Origin of the sequence: Kordiimonas sp., from assembly GCF_048260245.1 — a bacterium.
Lineage (GTDB): Bacteria > Pseudomonadota > Alphaproteobacteria > Sphingomonadales > Kordiimonadaceae > Kordiimonas.
Genome location: NZ_JBLXGZ010000003.1, coordinates 92,396 through 106,013, shown reverse-complemented (window position 1 = coordinate 106,013; position 13,618 = coordinate 92,396). Strand labels below are relative to the sequence as shown.

The following is a 13,618-nucleotide window of genomic DNA, read 5'->3' as shown; positions in this document are numbered from 1 at the left end:
GGAGGGCATTAGCGGGGCTACCCGCCAAGAACTAAGATAATTGCATAACCAGCAAATTCCAAGTGAAGGGTAAGTCACGAAACCTTGAGATTTTCTTAACTCCCACTAACTAACTGTAAAATATACATTTTACAGTATATCTTTTTTTAGACGCTTATCTGAAAAAATCACTCGCGGGGTGATTTCGTCCTACAGATTCGCGGAATCCCGGAACCGAATCACTACAGATTCGTTTTTCAAGAAATGGTCATATCAGTGCAACGCAAATGTCACCATGCGCGCGCATACATGCCTCATGAAAAAGATGGCAGAAAATCTGTTTTTTCCAGCTCTCCCCACCTCAGGCGAGCAGAATTTCCTTCGCGAGGCCTCGCTAGATTTTTTTGAGCGAAACCCCGCCTCCCAACAGGGTGACGGCCTACCGGCCTCTTACCAGGCCGGGGAACCTTCAAACCGCAAAAAAAAGGCGCGTCACTACCGCGCTATTTTTATATCGGACACACACCTTGGCACCCGGGCCGCGCGAGTGGACCTACTGCTTGATTTCCTCAAGTCAGTAACCTGCGACAAGCTTTTCCTTGTTGGCGATATTATTGACGGCTGGCAGCTCAAGCGCACATGGTACTGGGATACCACGCATAATGACGTGATCCGCCGTGTGCTCAAAATGGCCAAGCACGGCACAGAAGTCATCTATATACCAGGCAATCACGACGAAGCTTTGCGCGGCTTTGAAGGTCACAATATGGCCGGGGTCGAACTGGTGCCCGACATGGTTTATGAGGCCGCCAATGGCAAACGTTACTGGGTATTGCACGGCGACCAGTTTGACGGCGTGGTGAAATATGCCAAATGGCTGGCCCATGTGGGCGACCGCGCCTATGTGATGCTACTGAAATTGAATACCTGGGTAAACTGGCTGCGCCGCAAAATGGGTTACAGCTACTGGTCCCTGTCCAAATACCTTAAGCAGAAGGTAAAGAACGCAGTTGAATATATCGGCCGGTTTGAAGAAGCCGTCGCGGCCGAAGCAAAGCGCCGCGGCGTGGACGGTGTAATATGCGGCCATATTCACCACGCCGAACGCCGCTTGTTTGACGGCATCGACTATATGAACGACGGCGACTGGGTTGAAAGCTGTACCGCGCTTGTTGAATATGACGATGGCCGCTTTGAGATACTGCACTGGGCTGACGAGGTCGCCATGCGGGAAGCAAAGAAAAACAAGGGCAAGCGTGGCAAAAGCGGCAAAGACCGCGAGCTAGCGCCCGTTGCCGCAGAATAGCGCAGCAGCCACATGCCCGAGAAACAACTGAAAATATGTATTGTAAGCGATGCCTGGCACCCGCAGGTCAACGGGGTTGTGCGCACACTTGATACGCTTCGGCATCACCTTAAGACGCGTGGACACCGAGTCTATATGCTGAGCCCCAGAATGTTCAACACCGTGCCATGCCCCAGCTATCCCGAAATTCGCCTTAGCCTGAACATTCCTTTCCGGTTATCCGCCATTCTGGACCGCTGGCAGGTAGACGCTGTCCACATCGCAACCGAAGGCCCGCTGGGTTGGGCCGCCCGGCGCTGGTGCATCAAACACGGCCAGCCATTCACCACGGCTTATCATACGGCATTTCCAGAATATATTGAGGCGCGCTATCCGCTCAAGGCAGATTGGCTTTACCCGCTTTTCCGCCGCTTCCATGCCAAAAGCGCAGGCGTTCTTGTGGCCACCCCCACCGTGCGCACGCTGCTGCGCGACAAGGGTTTCAACAACATCGTAAATTGGACCCGTGGCGTGGACACGACACAGTTTTCACCAAACCGCCCCAAGGCGTGGAACTTTGAAGGGCCGGTGCAGCTTTATGTCGGCCGGGTAGCGGTTGAAAAAAATATCAAAGCTTTCCTCCGCAGCACTGTACCCGGCACCAAGGTGGTTGTCGGCGATGGACCGGCGCTGAAAAAACTGCAGGCGGAGTATCCTGATGTGAAGTTCCTTGGTGCCAAATTCGGCGCTGATCTGACCGCCGCTTATGCAAGCGCCGATGTTTTTGTCTTCCCCAGCAAAACCGATACCTTTGGCCTGGTGATGATTGAAGCGCTGGCCTGCGGTACGCCTGTGGCGGCATACCCGGTACAGGGTCCGCTGGACGTTGTCGGCCTTGACGGCACAGGCCCCTTGCCCGCGTGGCATAAACCGATCGCGGCGCTGGACACAGACCTTGATGTCGCAATCAGGCGGGCGCTAACGCTCAGGCGTGACGATTGCGCCGCGTTTGCCCTCACCTATGACTGGGATACTGTCACTGACCAGTTTCTGCATGCCTTGTGTATCAGGCAGGAACCGGAGCCCCGCGGCGCCCCAAAACCCGCCGCCGCGCGCGCTGAACTGCTCAAAAGCGACGCCCACTGAAGACGCCCATAGAAAGTGTCGTGCCTCAATAGGGGCAGGCATCAAAATGCAGTTGGGCAAAGCTGCACTCTGGCAGAGCATCCTTCTGCATCGCCAATGCTGCGACGAGGCAAAGCAGCCCCGCCACCCATAATGCGGCCAGCAAACGGAATGAAAATTCTATAGATCTGTCGGTGTCGGAGGTCATGCCTTAATCCGGCATCATGTGGGGAAATTTGGCAATCGCCCTGCGGCCAAGTGCTGCCCTGCTGCGGCAATCCGCTAACCTTTTAGTAAAGTCGGTGACTTTATAAAGCTCCACAGCCTCCCCGTTACGTTACAGTCAGACATTGATGCATTCGGGCTGACAATGCATGCACGCCAACTGGAGCCGCCCCTTGAGTTCAGCGTGCAATATCTGGCACGCTCTAAAATGCGCCGCAGAACGTTGAACGCCGACACATCGGTCTCTCGGTGGGTTGGTGGGTTCTAGGCGGCACGCCCTGATTTGCACGCTGTCACCAGTTCGCAACAATATACCGGCACAAGTTTAGCTGTACCGCCGCCTTTATACTTGCCGGATGGGGCAAACGCGCGTATAAGGCGCGCAAAGTTTTGAAGCACAAAAGCCCGCGGCCTCCCCCGCAGGGGCTTTTTTTATATGACGCAAGCCCCAAAACCCCGGTGTGGGTCAGGGCTGCCCCAGGACACCAGACATGACAAAAGACATTCGCAACATCGCGATCATCGCGCACGTTGACCACGGCAAAACCACACTGGTTGATAACCTTTTCAAGCAATCCGGCACCCTGCGTGACAACCAGCGCGTGGAAGAACGCGCCATGGACAGCGGCGACCTCGAGAAAGAGCGCGGCATCACCATTCTGGCAAAATGCACCAGCGTGATGTGGAAAAATACCCGCGTCAACATCGTCGACACCCCCGGCCACGCCGACTTTGGTGGCGAGGTTGAGCGCATCCTGTCGATGGTGGACGGCGTTGTACTGTTGGTTGACGCTGCCGAAGGCCCGATGCCACAAACCAAGTTTGTGACCATGAAGGCGCTGGCCCTTGGCCTGAAGCCGATTGTGGTGGTGAACAAGGTTGACAAACCTGACGGTGACCCGGACGCCGCGACCGACGCATGTTTTGATCTGTTCGTTAACCTTGACGCCAACGACGAGCAACTGGACTTTCCGGTGATGTACGCCTCCGGCCGTGACGGCTGGTGCGATAACGAGCTGGACGGCCCGCGCGAAAATCTGCACCCGCTGTTTGAGAAAATCGTTGAGCATGTGCCCGCACCAAAGGTTGTAACCGACAAAAACATCGACAAACCATTCTCCATGCTGATCAGCCTTCTGGACCGCGACAACTTTGTTGGTCGTATCCTCACGGGCCGCGTGGAAACCGGCAAGGTGAAGGTGGGCGATGCCATCCACGCCCTCAGCCGCGACAGCAAGGTGATCGAGACTGGCCGCATCTCCAAGCTGCTGGCCTTCCGTGGCCTTGAGCGTGTGCCGGTTGAAGAAGCTGAAGCAGGCGACATTGTCGCCATCGCTGGCCTGACCACCGCCACAGTGGCCGATACGATCGCTGTGCCCGAGGTTACCAAAGCCCTGCACGCCATCCCGGTTGACCCGCCAACCCTTGCCATGACCTTTATGGTCAACGACAGCCCGCTGGCGGGCCGCGAAGGCAAGCATGTGACCAGCCGCGTGATCCGTGACCGTTTGATGCGCGAGTCCGAGGGCAACGTGGCGATTGAAATCACCGAAGCGGAAAGCAAGGATGCGTTTGAAGTGGCGGGCCGCGGCGAGCTGCAGCTTGGCGTTCTCATTGAGACCATGCGCCGTGAAGGTTTTGAGCTGGCGATCAGCCGCCCACGCGTTCTGTTCAAGCAGGATGAAAACTGCAAACGCCTTGAGCCGTATGAGACCGTCCAAATCGACGTGGACGAGGAATACCAGGGCGCTGTGGTTGAGAAAATGTCGCTGCGCAAGGCTGAACTGACCGGCATGGTGCCATCGGGCGCTGGCAAAGTCCGCCTGACGTTTGACGCCCCGGCTCGTGGCCTTATCGGTTATCACGGTGAATTCCTCACCGACACCCGCGGTACCGGCATCATGGCCCGCGCCTATGACCGCTATGACGCCTACAAGGGCCCGATCCGGTCACGTCAGCGCGGCGTGCTTGTGGCAACAGCGGGCGGCAAGGCCGTGCAATATGCACTGTTTTACCTGCAGGAGCGCGGCACCATCATGATTAACCATGGTGCGGAAGTTTATGAAGGCATGATCATTGGCGAACACAGCCGTGACAATGACCTTGACGTGAACGTGCAGAAAGCCAAGCAGCTCACCAACATGCGCGCATCCGGCAAGGATGACGCCATTAAAATGAGCACGCCCAAGATCCTGCCGCTTGAAGAAGCGCTGGCCTATATCAACGATGATGAACTGGTGGAAGTCACGCCGGAGAGCATCCGCCTGCGCAAACGCTTCCTGCTGCCACACGAGCGCAAACGCGCAGCAAAAGCCGCCGAATAAACGCTCTGTAGTATCCAGTTAAACAGCAAACGCCGTGGCCTCAGGCTGCGGCGTTTTTGCATGCCGTCCAAATTACCTTGTCAGCATGCCCCCCCCATGGTTTTATATTCACACTTCAAGCTACAGTGACCAGCACCCGGGGGTAATCACATGAAGCGGAAAAGCAACCTGGCATTCACACTTGTCGCCGCAGGCTTGCTATCATGGACTGGTCAGTCTTCGTCTCTTGCGCAAGACCCACTGGAAACCGTACCCGAACCCTTCCGCGAAAGCGCCTTACATCCTACCGTGAAGCTGGAATTCCCTTACTGGTCATATATCCTAAAGGCGACCGTATTTGACGCTGGCCGTTCTGACCGACGCGGCAAAAACCTGACCTTCAATTGGGAAAAATCCCGTGCGAGCTGGGGCAATAAAAGCAAAACCGCGCTGGAAGGGAACCGACTGTATTTTGAGGCGTTTGACGAGCAAAACCTCAAGACCCTTGTCCAGATTCGCCAGCGCATGGAAAAAATGCCCACGGAGCTCTCCCTTGATACGTGGACCCGCGACCAGCAACTGGCCTATTGGCTGAATCTCTATAACATCACCCTTGTTGAGCAATTGGTGAAAGCTTACCCGATCCAGCGGCTAAAAGACACTCTCTATGGAGACGCTGGCCTTCTTGACAAGCAGGTTCTGACTGTGGCCGGTGTGTCGCTTTCCCTCAACGACATTCACCACCGGATTTTGATACCAAAATGGCGTGATCCTATTGTCATGTATGGCCTGTTTCACGGGTACGTCAGCAGTCCCAACCTCCGGCGGGAAGCCTATACGGCAGAAAATGTCCATGACCTGCTGGCTGATAACGCCAAGGAATTTGTTAACTCGCTCCGTGGTGTTGTTGCGCGCGGCAGCGTGTTGCATATCGCTGAACTATACGGGATTAATGCCGCCCTGTTCCCTGACTGGGACCGTGACCTGCGAGTTCACCTGAACCAGTTTCTCAACCCCGGATACGCTGCACTTGCAGGACAGACGACAGAACTCCACGCCGATATAAAAGACTATTATATCGCAGACCTTTCCCTTGGCATTACGGTTGACCGCATGATGGGGGCCAACCTGGGGCAAGACATCGCGGGCTATGAACGCACGGTTGGCGGGGGCGCTAAAAGCTTCCCCGCACATGTGATTGCCTATGCGCGAAAAATACAGAAGAAAAAGGCGCGCCTGAAGGGCACTGTAACAATTGACGAAGTGCAGAGCACCTACCAGGCCGAAGAGGACAAGGATAAATAGCCGCAGTGGCTCCCAGCGGCAACGCCCTTGATCTCATACACAAGAGGCGACCGCCAACAGGTCGCTTTTAACGCTCGCTTCACCGCATAGGAGATGACGGCGCCCGCCATATTTGTTTTATAAAAAAATAGGTGTTATAGTCTTGTAATACACCTAAAGCTCACAATATGTGAGAAACCGGCAAAGACCGGGATAAAGAAAATAAAACCGGCAATGCCGGACGACGACAACAAGCGAGATAGATAATGCAACAGAAGATGCCTGCCCGGGCTTACGGGATTACCAAAGTTGAATACGCACGTCAGGTTCGTGAAATGGAAGCCCATCAGGCGCACCAATCCGGGGAAGGCCTTTTTGCCCGCCTGCGCAAACGCTTCCGGTAGTCAACGCCAGATACTTTAGGCAAGCTTTAAGCCACACGCAGCGTGATACGTCTCGCGCTGCACCTTTTGCGCTGTTCAGCGTCCGTCATTAAACCAGTTTATCAGCGCGATGGAGACCGAGACCTCGGTCTGACGGTTCGCAAACTCGTCATGGAGTTCAGGGTTTATCCGGAAGCCATAGAGCGATTTGACCTTATATTCTGGCGTGACGTCTACTTCCACCCGAAAGGTAACACCGCCCCATTGCAAGCGGTCACCCCCCATAACGCACTTCACCGCCGCGCGTGGAATGACGTGCGGGCCATTGGCCGTTGCCCAAACCAGATGGTCGGCATGGATCTCAAGCGCGTTTTCCGCCCGAAAGCAAGGCTTGACCATATAATGGATGACGAACTGCGCGAACACAGTTGAAAAGAGCAAGATAACTGCCGTCATAATGATGGACACACGGTCCTGCCCCGTCAGGATCGCCCAGCACAGGATTATAGCCAGAACCACTGGCAGGCCATAGAACCCGGCCCGTCGCAGCCGCGCCTTGCCCATGTCGAACTTGAAAATAACCGGATAGTTCACCCCTTACCCCAACTTGAAATTATTGCGGATCGCACGTAGCGCGAAAAAGTAGGCCAGCGGACGCAACTTTGCAAATCCGGGTATCTGGATGACCCGACGGTGCGGCGGTGGCGCGTGGCCGGGCGCCAAGGTGCGCGCGTGATTGTCGGGGCCGGATCTCCGGACCGTTTTCTGAGGTCTGTTTATTGATGTACCTGTTGGTGTTTAAAATCGGGTTGACACCTGAACACCCACAAACCGAGGGGGCCCGGCAATAAGGGTGGGCGACCCAAACAGCCCGCCAATATTGCCCGCATCAATAATATAGTCTTTGTTAAAGAGATTGGTCACATAAAAGGACAGGGCCCAGCGGTCTTCCCTATCCGCGAGCGCAATATTTGCGTTTACCAGGTGCACGGCATGCTCGCTGATGTCTACACCCGCGATCGGCTGGTTTTCAATTTCAAAGAAAACGCCAGAGCGGTACGTCCATGTAACGTTGCCAGTTACCTTGACTGTGCTGGTGAGCGGGACAGTCCATAGGCCACCAAACGCGGTTGACCATTCAGGTTGCAGGCGAAAGCGGTTGCCTGCAAAAACACCGTTTTCAGCTTTGTCGTCTATACTGGCATTTATGTAAGCTGCGGACCCAAAAAGTTCAAAACTTTCGCTTAGCTTTGCGCGAAATTCGCCTTCTGCTCCGAAGTTTTTGGCCGTTCCCGCATTGGCCTGACGGGTAATCCCTTCTTCGCGTATGGTCACCTGAAAATTATCGTAAGTCTGATAGAAGAGCGAAGCTGCGAGATCCAGCCGTCCGTCTATAAACTGGCCTTTAAAACCGGCTTCATAATTCCATGTGATTTCTGCGGGCACATAGGTGGCGTCAGCTACAGGTGTGTTATTTGCTCCCGCCGCTGAGGTCACCTCAATAACGTCTGAGCGACGACCTTTGGAAACGGTTGCATACAGATTGACCGTGTCGCTGAGGGCATAACGCGCATTGAAGCGCGGCAGAACCGCATCAAAATTGTCTTTTTCAGTGACGGTAGCGCCTGCCGTATCCACATAGCCAAAGTCAATAAGTGGCGCACCTGTAAGAATGGAGGCTGGCAAAGCTGCATAGCCGCCGCTTTCTCGTGTTTCATAGACATAACGGATGCCTGCCGTCAGGGAAAGCCGCTCGCTGGCAGCTACTGTGGCATCAGCGAAAGCGGAATATGTGTTGAAGCTACCGGTGTTACCAAACCGGGAGGCATAATAAACAGGCGGTAGGTTTTGAATAGCTGTGACAGACCCGACAGAGCCATCCGGGGCAACACAGGGCAGGCCGGGAATAATACCGGCCGCGCATTGCAGAAACGTACCTTCCTCTGTCAGGAAAGGCACATCCACTTGCCCGGTTTCATGGAAGTAGTTTACGCCCACAAACCCGGTCGCTGTTCCTCCGGAATAATTTGCCCTTAATTCCTGACTGAACTGGTCCCCCACTGCGTCTTCTGCGAACTCTGCATAAACAGCCTGACTGCCGTCTGCATCAAACACCTCCAAACTGTCGAATTCCCGGTAGCCCGTGATGGAGGTAAAAGACCATGTCTCATTCGCAGTCCACTCAGCGGTTAGATTGGCGTCATAAACCGTGCGGTCAAGCCCCAGTTGTGCGCGGCCAAGAACATGTTCTGACAAAGGCCCGCCGCCTGACAGTTCAGCATAGGTGAAAGGGCTTGTGGTACCCCCGGTCGGGGCATAAACACCAGACTTGAAGCTGGTGCCAGTGTCGTTGTTTTCTTCATAGTTCAGGACGAGATCAACAGTAAGGTTATCCGTTGGAATCAAGCGCAAACTGCCCCGAACGGCAAAGCGTTCAATACCGTTGAGGTCACGTTGTTGTATCCCACCGGCGGACTGTGAACCATCGCTTCCGGCAATGTTTTCAATATATCCGTCGCGCTGTCGGTAACTGAAGGCAAGCCGGCCTTGCAGGGTTTTAGTGCCGCCGGTTACAAACCCTTGGGCCTCCAGATTATCATAGTTGCCGTATCCAAGAGTTAGCTCCCCTGCGAATTCCTGCCGAGGTTTGCGGGTTATAACTGACACGGCCCCAATGGCTGCAGCGGTTCCAAACAGGGTGGCTTGAGGCCCTTTAACAACTTCGATACGCTCAATGTCAAACAGTTCAAAGTGCGAACCGCGTGACCGGGATACATCAATCCCGTTCAGGTAAACAGATACCCGGGGGGCGATTTGGGGTGAGCCATTGTCGGACGTAATACCCCGGATAACAAATGCCGGGTTGTTGGGGCTTTGTTCCTGAATAATAAGGCCGGGTGTTATGTCGGATAGCCGGTCAAACTCTTGCATATTCAGGGATTTGAGCATGTCACCGCTATAACTGGAGAGGGTCACCGGTACATCAAGGATGTTTTCAGCCCGCTTTTGGGTGGTAACAATAATTTCTTCTATAAACACACCGGTTCCACCATCGTTTGCAGCTGCCTCAGAAAGGCCGATGATGCTATATACGACCAAGCATGAAGTGGTCCGAAAAGTCCGGAAGTGCATAGATAATCCCACGTAAGTATGTTTGTTGTTGGTTATATATTGTTTCCTTAGCCCTCGCGGCTACAATTAATAATATATATGAAAATTTTATGGACCTTGTGGGTTTACAGCCCTTCACTGCGGTGCGGAGAACAGGAAAACGTGAATAAGTCGACCCACATTGCTGTCCTGGATGATCACCGGATGTTTCTGGAAGGCATCTCCATTATGGTCAAGAATATGTCAGACAGTTACAGGGTGGCTAACTTTCATGACCCCGCAGACCTGCTGACCCACCTTAGTGAAGGGAAGCGGTTTGACCTCATTATCTGTGATCTCATTATGGACCGCATGAATGGCCTTGCCTTTTTAGCCGCTGTCAAAGCGCAGACAAAGCGGTTACCGGTCCTGATGTTGTCTGGCATCAATACGGCACCGCCCATTGTAGAAATGAAGAAACTGGGGGCTCGTGGCTTTATCCATAAATCAGCAGATAACGATACCTTGTCTAAAGCGGTTAAAACCGTTTTGAGTGGAAAAACGTTATTTATGCATGATGATGCACCGGGGCAGCTTGAGGGCAGTAACGAAGCTGAAGATGATTTATCATCGGGTCAGATCCCGGTTCTCGGAAAAAGACAGATAGAAGTTTTGAACTTGATTGCCGCCGGCGCTTCCAACAAGGAAATTTCCCGGTCACTGACGATTACTGAAAATACGGTCAAAACACATCTGAAGCAGATATTTCAGGTATTCGGTGTGAACAAGCGAACTGCTTGTGTCAGAAAAGCGCAGGCCCTTGGCATACTGTAAACACTCTGATGTTTTAAGATTGTGTTTTAAGGCTATTTTGTAAAATTGCATTCAGGACTATCGGGTCGACCGGCTTGCTCAGAAACTGAACAGTCGTCAGTTGTTCTTTCTCGGTTTGGGAAAGCAAACCCCCGCTCATCAATATGGCAGGTGTGTCTTCATTCACCTCCTCCCTAAGAAGAGCGATAAGGTCAACGCCGCTTTCTCCATTTTCCAGCGTTTTGTCGACCACCAGCAAAGCTGGTGTCGCCGCTGTTGCTGCCAGAAGGGGGATGATTGTCTCGGAGCCAGAGCCACAAATAACCTGACAGCCCCAGTCAGTGAACAGGCCAGTCATGGCTTCCCGGATAGCAGCTTCATCATCAACGATGACAACCAGAGGCGTATTTTGAAAAGTGAGTATCTCTGACTTCTCACAAACCCCTCCCCCAGGGTCCAGGTCTTTCTTGCGTGTGGGAATAATCAAGGTAAAGGTAGCGCCTTCCCCCGGTGCGGACGACAGTTTCACCTGAATTTTCAGGAAATCACACAGCTTTTTTACAATGGAAAGACCAAGCCCAATACCGCTATCAACATGACCGGGCTCAGAGTCCAATTGAACATACTCTTCAAAAATCCGCTTTTGGTCCTGTTTGCTGATACCTGTACCGCTGTCTTCAATGGTGATGATGCATTTGTCCTTATGTTGCCAGGCCTCTACATGGATTGTGCCAAGACGAGGTGTATATTTGATGGCATTTGACAGCAGGTTTCGTACTATCCGGTTGAGAAGTGTCGGATCTGTATAGGATCTGGTTTTTTCAAAGTTCCATGTCAGCTCCTGACCTTTCATTCGGGACTGTTCTGAAAATTCATCCATCAGCAAGCGCATTTCCTTCTGGATGTCGATAAATTCCGGCTTTGAGGTCAGGCTGCCACTATCCAGCTGGTTCATATCCATAAGGCCGCGCAGGAACTGGCTTTGGCGGTGCCACGTCATCTCAATTTTATCCAGAAGCTCATGCTGGTCCTGCTGCGTCAGGTGCTTTCTGAGGGCTTGAATAAAATATCCCTGCGCATGGATTGGCTGAGACATATCGTGACTGGTGGCGGCTAAGAATTGTTTCTTTTCTTCGTTAACGCGCTGAATAATCTGGTTCTGAGCCTTGATTTTCTCTGTCATTGCCTGCGTGTTGCGGGCTGTTATGGCTTCCCGAAGGTCTAATTCACCGCGTGCACTGGTGATCATGCCAAACGCAAAATAAACAAGAATGGCAAACCCCATCAGGTATGTTGGCCAGCTTCCATACACCATAATATAGATGGCCAGAGGCACCAGGCTAAAGGTCGAGAGCGCAATGTAGCCGGGCCTGTAAGCGGAACTGGGCAGCATGCCCCCAACCGTAATGCTGAACACCAGCACACAGGCGACAAAAAGGGTGAAATAGGAAGACCAGTCGATCAGATAGATAGAAAAACCGCCCCAGGTCAGGCCTGTCAGCCCGCACAGAAAAACGTGACCGATTAGGTACCGGTCCACATTATCGCGGGTAATAATTGGGCCTCCGGCTTTTGTGCCGTAAAGGTAAACCAATCCCACCATGCTGGATGCCAGCACGAGCCAGGAAATCGCCTTCTGCTCGTACCCGGTAAAATACAGAATGATGAAATAGTTACATATAATAAAAAGGACAAACAGGCAGGACCCCTTTGTCCGCTGCTTTAACAGCGTGGCCTGTACAACATGAAGGTCTTTCAGGTCATGTGCCTGTGTGTCTGTCATGTTATGGTAGCCGGTGATTCGGGTGTGGCAGGAATAGATGTGGGTATACGGCTAATGACGTACAGGGCACAAAGCCGCAGCAGGATAGGAACTCCTGAGAAAAAGAATACAAGCACCATAAGCTGCGGCATGCTGTTTTGGCCTTGTTCCTGAAAGCCTACAAGGTCCAGAACGGGAAAAGCCAACCCCATGGGTACGACAAAGGCCAGTTTGGATACAGAGTTTTTCACTGCAAGCGACAGGCCGCCCAAGCGTTTTCTACCGCCTTCTTCCCCTTTATAAACAATATCGGCCAGCATGGATGTTGGCATAACAGCATCACAACCGAAACAGGCTCCAATAATTGCCGCCAGAATTGCGGCGGCAATCACATTGCCTTCGCCGACAAAGGCAAAGGCCGCCAGAACCACTGAGCATGTGACCACTGAGCAGCTCCAGGCAAATTGTTTGCTTTTGCGTTTCGACACCCAAACCCAAACGGGCAGAAACAGAGCCGAAGAAAGTAAAAGCAGCCCCATCAACAGGCCAATAAGACTTGGGGCACTCAGGCGGTGGGTTATAAAAAGGACCATAAGGCCAGCGGTCAGGGCATTCGCGCTTTGAACGATCAGGAACCCGGAAATAAGTGTCCGGTAGGGACGGCTTTGCCAGACCATTTTAATCGCTTTGACAAGAGACGCACGTGGTTCGGTCACGATCCGGTTCCGCTCGGGCATAGAGTGCATAAATAAGATAAGCCCCAGGGTCGCTGCGATCATAATGGTTTGTGCAATAACCGGTAGTGTGTCGCCGATTGACAGCATAAGCACCGCCGGTACCGTCGCAGCAAACAGCGCGCCGACAACCTGAAACCCGGCTTTCGAACTGGCAAGGACCGAGCGCTCATGCACATGGGGGGATATCTCCAGCCCGGTTGATGAGTAAGGCACATCAAGCACAGTGTAAAAAAGGAAATAAAGCCCGCTCGCCATCAGCAAATATAGCAGCCCTGCCCCCTCAGGCGGCGCCAGCAGCAGCCATGCGGCGATACCGAAGCCGGGCACACCGAGCAGCATCCAAGGTTTTCTGGCCCCGAGGCGGGAGCGGGTTTCATCACTCAGATGCCCAATCAGCGGGTCAGTGACCACATCAAACAGGCGACCTGCCACGAACACGGCACCCACCAGCCCAAGGCCAAGCCCCAGATCAACGGCGTAAAAGGTGGGAATATACATCACAAGCGCAAACCCACCCATAGCGAGCGGCGCCGTCAGGAACCCGTAGGAAAAGAGCTGCCACCACGTAAAAGGACTTGTCTGTGTGTCTGTCATATCTGCCATAGGGTGCCCAGCTTGGTGGCAATTGCCTT

11 protein-coding genes are annotated in these 13,618 nt (G+C 53.3%); 6 read left to right on the top strand and 5 right to left on the bottom strand.

Annotation, left to right across the window (positions count from 1 at the left end; all coding sequences use genetic code 11):
- Positions 1-295 precede the first annotated feature (295 nt).
- Positions 296-1,285 carry a UDP-2,3-diacylglucosamine diphosphatase gene (locus ACN0VM_RS02950; RefSeq protein WP_417449350.1) on the top strand — a complete coding sequence of 330 codons (990 nt, stop codon included), beginning with the start codon at positions 296-298 and terminating at the stop codon, positions 1,283-1,285.
- Between the two features lie 12 nt (positions 1,286-1,297).
- On the top strand, positions 1,298-2,410 hold the full coding sequence (locus tag ACN0VM_RS02945; RefSeq protein WP_417449349.1) for a glycosyltransferase family 4 protein: 1,113 nt from the start codon (positions 1,298-1,300) through the stop codon (positions 2,408-2,410).
- A 25-nt stretch (positions 2,411-2,435) separates the two neighbouring features.
- On the opposite strand, the gene ACN0VM_RS02940 is transcribed toward ACN0VM_RS02945, so the two are convergent.
- Positions 2,436-2,597: a hypothetical protein gene (locus ACN0VM_RS02940; protein ID WP_417449348.1), complete on the bottom strand. Its 162-nt coding sequence runs from the start codon at positions 2,595-2,597 to the stop codon at positions 2,436-2,438.
- Between the two features lie 508 nt (positions 2,598-3,105).
- On the opposite strand from ACN0VM_RS02940, the gene typA reads away from it, so the two are divergent.
- From typA to ACN0VM_RS02925, 3 genes are all read left to right on the top strand, one after another.
- The gene (typA, locus tag ACN0VM_RS02935; RefSeq protein WP_417449347.1) at positions 3,106-4,938 is read left to right on the top strand and encodes a translational GTPase TypA; all 1,833 of its coding nucleotides are present in this window, start codon (positions 3,106-3,108) and stop codon (positions 4,936-4,938) included.
- Between the two features lie 150 nt (positions 4,939-5,088).
- Positions 5,089-6,222 (top strand): DUF547 domain-containing protein, encoded by a 1,134-nt coding sequence (locus tag ACN0VM_RS02930; protein WP_417449346.1) that lies wholly within the window; start codon positions 5,089-5,091, stop codon positions 6,220-6,222.
- Positions 6,223-6,467: 245 nt separating this feature from the next.
- Positions 6,468-6,605 (top strand): hypothetical protein, encoded by a 138-nt coding sequence (locus ACN0VM_RS02925; protein ID WP_417449345.1) that lies wholly within the window; start codon positions 6,468-6,470, stop codon positions 6,603-6,605.
- A gap of 75 nt (positions 6,606-6,680) precedes the next feature.
- Here ACN0VM_RS02925 and ACN0VM_RS02920 read toward each other — a convergent pair whose 3' ends face one another.
- Together ACN0VM_RS02920 and ACN0VM_RS02915 are read right to left on the bottom strand one after the other, a co-directional pair.
- Positions 6,681-7,178, bottom strand: coding sequence for a hypothetical protein (locus ACN0VM_RS02920; RefSeq protein WP_417449344.1), 498 nt, complete (start codon positions 7,176-7,178; stop codon positions 6,681-6,683).
- A gap of 204 nt (positions 7,179-7,382) precedes the next feature.
- Entirely contained in the window at positions 7,383-9,623 is a 2,241-nt protein-coding gene (locus ACN0VM_RS02915; RefSeq protein WP_417449343.1) for a TonB-dependent receptor, read from the bottom strand.
- Between the two features lie 171 nt (positions 9,624-9,794).
- Here ACN0VM_RS02915 and ACN0VM_RS02910 point away from each other — a divergent pair, with 171 nt between their 5' ends.
- Positions 9,795-10,508, top strand: coding sequence for a response regulator transcription factor (locus ACN0VM_RS02910; protein WP_417449342.1), 714 nt, complete (start codon positions 9,795-9,797; stop codon positions 10,506-10,508).
- 13 nt (positions 10,509-10,521) lie between these two features.
- Here ACN0VM_RS02910 and ACN0VM_RS02905 read toward each other — a convergent pair whose 3' ends face one another.
- The gene (locus ACN0VM_RS02905) at positions 10,522-12,270 is read right to left on the bottom strand and encodes an ATP-binding protein (RefSeq protein WP_417449341.1); all 1,749 of its coding nucleotides are present in this window, start codon (positions 12,268-12,270) and stop codon (positions 10,522-10,524) included.
- Positions 12,267-13,589 carry an MFS transporter gene (locus ACN0VM_RS02900; RefSeq protein ID WP_417449340.1) on the bottom strand — a complete coding sequence of 441 codons (1,323 nt, stop codon included), beginning with the start codon at positions 13,587-13,589 and terminating at the stop codon, positions 12,267-12,269. The genes ACN0VM_RS02905 and ACN0VM_RS02900 overlap by 4 nt, the downstream gene beginning before the upstream one ends.
- Positions 13,590-13,618: the final 29 nt, after the last annotated feature.

What these genes read in the sequence shown, in the direction of transcription:
- ACN0VM_RS02950 (WP_417449350.1), top strand. Translation starts at nt 296, where the DNA reads ATGAAAAAGATGGCAGAAAATCTGTTTTTTCCAGCTCTCCCCACCTCA.
- ACN0VM_RS02945 (WP_417449349.1), top strand. Translation starts at nt 1,298, where the DNA reads ATGCCCGAGAAACAACTGAAAATATGTATTGTAAGCGATGCCTGGCAC.
- ACN0VM_RS02940 (WP_417449348.1), bottom strand. Translation starts at nt 2,597, where the DNA reads ATGACCTCCGACACCGACAGATCTATAGAATTTTCATTCCGTTTGCTG.
- typA (WP_417449347.1), top strand. Translation starts at nt 3,106, where the DNA reads ATGACAAAAGACATTCGCAACATCGCGATCATCGCGCACGTTGACCAC.
- ACN0VM_RS02930 (WP_417449346.1), top strand. Translation starts at nt 5,089, where the DNA reads ATGAAGCGGAAAAGCAACCTGGCATTCACACTTGTCGCCGCAGGCTTG.
- ACN0VM_RS02925 (WP_417449345.1), top strand. Translation starts at nt 6,468, where the DNA reads ATGCAACAGAAGATGCCTGCCCGGGCTTACGGGATTACCAAAGTTGAA.
- ACN0VM_RS02910 (WP_417449342.1), top strand. Translation starts at nt 9,795, where the DNA reads ATGAAAATTTTATGGACCTTGTGGGTTTACAGCCCTTCACTGCGGTGC.
- ACN0VM_RS02905 (WP_417449341.1), bottom strand. Translation starts at nt 12,270, where the DNA reads ATGACAGACACACAGGCACATGACCTGAAAGACCTTCATGTTGTACAG.
- ACN0VM_RS02900 (WP_417449340.1), bottom strand. Translation starts at nt 13,589, where the DNA reads ATGGCAGATATGACAGACACACAGACAAGTCCTTTTACGTGGTGGCAG.